Source organism: Segatella cerevisiae (assembly GCF_024054555.1).
Classification (GTDB): Bacteria; Bacteroidota; Bacteroidia; order Bacteroidales; family Bacteroidaceae; genus Prevotella; species Prevotella cerevisiae.
Map to the genome: position 1 here is coordinate 1 of NZ_JAMXLY010000079.1, position 6,199 is coordinate 6,199.

Consider the following 6,199-nt stretch of genomic DNA (forward strand, 5'->3'; position numbering starts at 1 on the left):
GTATATAGGTTGTGCATATCGATGATTTGAAATTAACAGTTTTGACACTACTAATTTACTAAAAATCAGCGATATGCGCAACTTTTTATACATCATTATTTAATGAATTTAATTCCGCCAACGGGTAGAGTATATATAATAAGGTAAAAATTTAGATTTTAGCAGATAACCGGTCTATCGCGCATTTGTGCAAGTTTAATGAATAAGAAAAGGGTATTAATAGTAATTCTCGTTATTTCCATTTTGATATTTTTTATCATAGGAAGTCTGAATTTTTCCGGCAAAACTTTGCTAGGAAGCAATATCTATACATTGAGCCCACCTAACGAACTTTACCGTACGTTCAACCTGCCTGATATCCTCCGATTAATCAACAAATATATAGATAACAAGTTCGAGTCTCTGGCCATAGTCGTCCGAGTTTCCCTTGCCATCACCTCCACTTGTTCAATCATCGTCATTGTCATAGGGGTCAAATTATGGTTCTATCAAAAGCATCTTCATGAATACGAAGAAAAACAGGCAGAGAATTACAGGAAAATCGTACCACGCATCAACTCCATCATCAAACTGACTTGCAGGAATCTGACACAAGAGGAAGTGTCCAAGATACTTGACATAGGTTGTAATATACGCATCTCGAATTTTGACGAAGCAAATTTCTATCTTAAGATTCTATATGATTATATCTACAAGATGAGACTGAGTTTAAATCTTTTCAACATCTATCAGGTTATCCATGCCATCGGGTACACAGAGTTTCTGGAAGACAAACTCCTGAAAGGGAAAGACCGAGAAAAGAGCGCTGCATTACAACTCGCAATTTTGCTGAATCTGTACATTAACGTCAGTTATGTCAGCCGGATCATCAATACACAAAATATTCCCCTAAGAAAACAGGCACGGATGTATTATATGATGATGAACCAGGAAGACACCTATAAATATCTCGGGCAAGAAGGTCTGGAGCTCTCGCTCTGGGACCAGATGGAAATCCATCATATCATTGGACTCTGCAAACTGGACAACAAACCACTACCGGTATTCCGAGCCCTCGTAAAAATGGAAAATATAAGCGAGAACAAAGCATTCTTCATCCGCGAGACCAGTTATTGGGGGGAGGATATCGAGGTACACGCCTTAATACCTTATATCGGTTCTCCGGATGAGAAAATCAGGCGTGCCGCCATCAAATGTATGACAGAACGCCGGGTTCAATCTGCCGTGAACCTGATCAAAAAGGAAGCCTTTATGTCCAGCCAGCACACCGTCAGACTTTGCCTCCGCTCCGTGCTGATCATCCACAAGGGCAATCAGACTGAGTTCTTTTCCTACTTCTCCCAGCATGCTTCGAGTTCCCATACCCGCCGTGTAGCCCTCATCTGTCTCCGACTCTATGACGAGTCGAGTTTGAAGGCTTACAAAAATTTATTCCGACATGCCAATGAAGTTGAACAAGAAACCTTCAAGGAAGTAGAAGAACTCATCAGACAGTATAAGCTCTACGGTGGCCTTCTCAATGCGGACAACACTTTAAGTATCATTAAAAGATATGCTGCAGACGTTATTTGATTTTTATGGATATGGAGTTTTCATTTACTCCATATTCCTATTTGTCTCCTATATGGCACTGATCATTATGGCCGGAAATTCCATCTTCCGCAATAAGGAGAAGGTGATCGATGACTACGCCTTTCATATTATCAGCCAGAATCCTTATACACCGGGAGTATCAATCATCGTGCCTGCCTACAACGAGGCATTGACCATCATCGACAATGTACGTTCTTTTTTGCAACAGGACTACCCCAAATTCGAAGTTGTCGTCGTCAATGACGGGAGCACAGATTCTTCCCTGGAAAAACTGATCAAGACTTTCGACCTCGTGAAAGTGCCCTATTCCTACGTGGAGAAACTGACCACCCACCCCTTCAAAACGATGTACCGCTCCAAAAACCCGGTCTATTCCAAACTCGTCGTCATCGACAAGGAGAACGGGGGTACAAAAGCGGACGCCATCAACTGCGGATTGAACGTATCCAGATACCACTATTTCATCAATACGGACATGGATTGCATCCTATCTAAGGATGCCGCGTTCCAGTGTATCCTCCCGATCATGAAAGACCCCAGCGTCATTGCCGTCAGCGGCATTATGACCATGTCGAACGGGTGCACGATAGAAGGTGGGGAGATCACCAAACTCGCCCCTCCGAGAAAACCTGCCCCTCTCTTCCAGGAACTAGAATACCTCCGATCCTTCATCGTCGGCAAAATGGGTTGGTCCAAGATCAACGCCATGAACAATGTCTCGGGAGGCTACGGCCTTTTCAACAAGGAAATCTGCATCAACGCCGGAGGATACAGCGTGGATTCCTTTGCGGAAGACATGGATATGATCATGCGCATGACAGGCTACTGTTGTGAAGCAAAAATAAAATATCACATCGTACAGATCCCGAAAAACTGCTGCCATACGGAAGGTCCATCGAATCTGAAGATGCTCAACCGGCAGCGCTCCCGCTGGGGCACGGGTTTGATACAGTGCTTCTGGACCCATCGGAAAAAGATCTTCAATCCCAAGTACAAGAACATGGGACTCATCACCGTGCCCTATGCGTTCTTCTTCGAATTCATGGCACCCATCGTAGAATTTACAGGTTGGTGGGTACTCCTTTACTTGATCATTACAGGAGGCATCAACTGGCCTGCAGCAATCATCGTAGGGATTTCAGTCTACATTTTCTCTGTCATGCTCTCGACTGTCGTCATCTTCTATTCTGTAGCTTCCGAGATCGAATATAAAAGTTTGAAGCAATACCGCTCACTGCTACTGGCTGCCATACTGGAACCATTCTTCTATCACCCGCTCATTACATTTTTCAATATCAAGGGCTACTTTGAATTCATCATCGGCAAGAAGATGAAATGGAAACCCATGCAGCGCGAAGGCTACAAAAAACAATAAAAGGACACAAATACACATTAGATATTATCAAACAACTTATGCAGAGAAAATTATTATTAATAGGTCTGTTCTTCCTGCTCTCCATCGTCGCAGAGGCACAGCGGCACCAGCAATATGACCCACTCAGCAATAAATATGAACAAACTGCCACCGCCCTCTTCAACAAAGGAGAAGACGGCAAAGCTTTGGCTATCCTGACCAAGGCGCTGAAGAGTTACCCCGAACACCCCGGACTCAATTATCTCATGGGGAAATACTACTATCAGAGGAACAATTATTCACGGGCCCGATTTTATCTCGTGAGGACAATACGGTATGAGGATGACAACATGGCGGCCCTCGGTTTGCTGACAAACATAGAAGAGCGGACAGGCAACTATTCCAGTGCCATCTGCTATATCAACGAGATGCTCATTCAGACACCTTACAGCAAGACCCTTTGGTTGAAGAAGATCGGACTATACACCAAACAAGACAACAACGCTGAAGCCCAACGGCTTTTGAGACGCCTCGCCCAGATATTCCCCAAAGACAAAGATATCAGAAGGCGGTATCAGGGACAACTCGAAGAGAATGTCAAGAAACTCCGGAGCAACGGGCGCCCTTCACAGGCCGTCGATGCCTTGAGGCAACTCGTGGAGCGCAACCCGCACAACATCTCCTACTACCTGGAACTCGTCAACTTGCTCATTCAAAGCGGACGGAGCGATGAAGCCCTCAGTGCCAGTTCACAGGGCCTCTATTTCAATCCAGGTTCCGCCAGCCTCATCCAGAAGAAGGCAAGCATTTTGGCTGAAATGCACCGCTTCGGTGAAGCCAACGACTGCCTGAGGGATTTCCTCAAGCACCATTCCAGCGCCAAACTGTCCGCCATGCAGCGCGACATCGAGGAAGAAACGGCCAGGGATGCAGTCGCCAATGACCCATACGAGATGTATAAAAAGGTCTACGACCGTACACACAGTGCCGAAGCATTCCATTTCCTTCTGAACACATCCATCAGCCGGGGCTACTTCAACGATGCCCTCTACTATATCGGCATAGCTCGGAAGAGCCGCCCGAATGATCCCCAACTCCTCTGGAAGGAATACACCATCTATCAGCAGATCGGGGACAAGCGGCATGCCAAGTCACTGCTGGAGAAGGTCGTCCGCCTTCAGCCCAATAACCAAGATGCCATAGAAGCGCTCTCAACCTACGATATGGACGACGCTACCGACCTCATGGCCAGCATGGACTATCAGGAAGCCGTGCCCTTGCTCGACTTCGTCATCAGGAACTCCAAAGACAAGAATCAGGTCCTCGCAGCGCTGAACAAGAAATACACCTGTCTGTTCGAGACCAAACAATATCCCGCAGCGGAAAAACTCCTGGCACAGATCAAGCGCCTCTTCCCCAATTACCGCAACCTCTACCTGAGGCAGGCCGACCTGCTGGTGGCGCAGAACAGGTATCAGGACGCACTGAACTTGCTTGGAAAAATCCTCAACAAGGACCTGGGAAGCGACCTCCGGTCATACTACCTCTCAGAATATGAAGACATCGCAGTGAAGTATATCAAGCAACTGGAGGACGAAGGCGCGACACGCAAGGCCCTTGACGTTGCCGACAGCCTGGTCCAGGTCTACCCGTCTTCAAAACTGGGACTCCTCTACGCCATCAACAATTCAGCCCTGCTGAACGACTCCACGAAGTTTGACACCTACAGCCAACAGGCGACGTCCTATTACCCCCAGGACGTCAACTTCAAAATCAAACTTGCCACAAGCTATCAGCGGCAACAGAAATACGACAAGGCCCTCGAAATATTACAGCCTTACCTTTACGACTATCCCAACAACAAGAGCCTCATCGGCGCATACTCCGAGAACAGCCGTATGCTGGCAGAATCTTATGTCCACGACCACCGGGCGCCAGAGGCCGTTGCCGTACTGGATTCGGCACTGACACATGACGGCGGCAACCGCTCATTGCTCTATGACAAGGGGCTTGCATACGAAGCCATGCATGAGTATGACTCCGCCCACTACTACGAGAAATTCTACCAGCCGGGAATCCTCGAAGCCAAAAGTTTCGGGATTCACCTCGACCAACTCCTCCAGAAGAGCAACAGGCATTTCATCACCGTCAACTACGTGACCTCACGCTATGGAGACAATGACACCAAGACCTCAGTCGCAGGCATTGAATATGCACAAAAGACCCGAAAAAATACGTATACCTTACAACTCAACTATGCCGGGCGAGACGGCAACTCCCAACCCAATACTGATTCCGAAGCCCCCGGTGGGACCGGCATCCAAGTACAGGGCCAATGGGACCATACCATCAACGACTACTGGAGTTTTATGGGAAACGCCGCGGTGTCCACGAAATATTTTCCACGTCTTGCCCTAAATGTGCAGGTCGAGAAAATACTTTCACAGGAATGGACTGCAGACGTACACGCGGGCTACAGGAACATCAATTCCTACTCCTACACATTCGGATATGACGAAGATTACCATACCTGGTCGCCCAACGGATGGAAGAAGTCCGACAACAACATGTTCAACCTCGGCATAGGCCTTCAGAAGTCCTGGACCTCATTTGCTCTGGGAGGAAAAGCGGATGCCATCGACTATGCGTCGCATTTCCGCTATAGCGCCGTCGTCAACGGCTACTACTATCCTTTGGAGACACGCATCCTGACACTCTCGACCATGGCGAGCGTCAGCAATGCCCCACAGACGGAAATTCTGGATGCAGCAATTCCAGGAACATTCGACAAGACCAACACGACTGTCGGAGTTGGAATCACTTACCAACTCATCCGCAATGTCTCCCTGTCTGTCAATGGCACATGGAGTACCTTTACCAACACCCTGGCACATCGTAATGCCATCCCTGACAACACTGGCGGTACCCCGACTTACGATATAAACAATTATCAAGACATCTATGAAAGCAAATACAAGAACCTGTTCAGCATCGACGGTGCTCTTACCATCGGATTCTAACTTCAGATATAGAAAACCTAAAAGAGAACGGCATATGAATATAAAACTCTCCTACGGGCTTTTACTGATCGTCGAAATGGCCCTCTGCTCCTGTTCCCGGGCAGCCAATGCGGGATTTGAATACGGGAGCATCTACTCCCCCACCTGCACGCCGGATTTCCAAAAGGCGAACGGTGTCGGAAACATCGACTATGACTGGGGACTGTGGGGGCATAACCTCGGGAAGGCACTC

4 protein-coding genes are annotated in these 6,199 nt (G+C 47.6%); all 4 read left to right on the forward strand.

The annotated features are described in order from the left end of the window. Window positions 1-312 precede the first annotated feature (312 nt). Entirely contained in the window at window positions 313-1,572 is a 1,260-nt protein-coding gene (locus NG821_RS12170; protein WP_252761930.1) for a hypothetical protein, read from the forward strand. Beyond that, window positions 1,553-2,968: a glycosyltransferase family 2 protein gene (locus NG821_RS12175; protein WP_252761931.1), complete on the forward strand. Its 1,416-nt coding sequence runs from the start codon at window positions 1,553-1,555 to the stop codon at window positions 2,966-2,968. Before NG821_RS12170 ends, NG821_RS12175 begins: the two co-directional genes overlap by 20 nt. A 38-nt stretch (window positions 2,969-3,006) precedes the next feature. Beyond that, a complete protein-coding gene (locus NG821_RS12180; protein WP_252761932.1) occupies window positions 3,007-5,967 on the forward strand; it encodes a tetratricopeptide repeat protein in 2,961 nt (986 codons plus the stop codon). 34 nt (window positions 5,968-6,001) lie between these two features. Further along, window positions 6,002-6,199: hypothetical protein (locus NG821_RS12185; protein WP_252761933.1), on the forward strand; the 198-nt coding region annotated here is incomplete at its 3' end.

Excerpts from the sequence above, each read along its gene's own strand:
- NG821_RS12175 (WP_252761931.1), top strand. The coding sequence starts at position 1,553 with ATGCTGCAGACGTTATTTGATTTTTATGGATATGGAGTTTTCATTTAC.
- NG821_RS12180 (WP_252761932.1), top strand. The coding sequence starts at position 3,007 with ATGCAGAGAAAATTATTATTAATAGGTCTGTTCTTCCTGCTCTCCATC.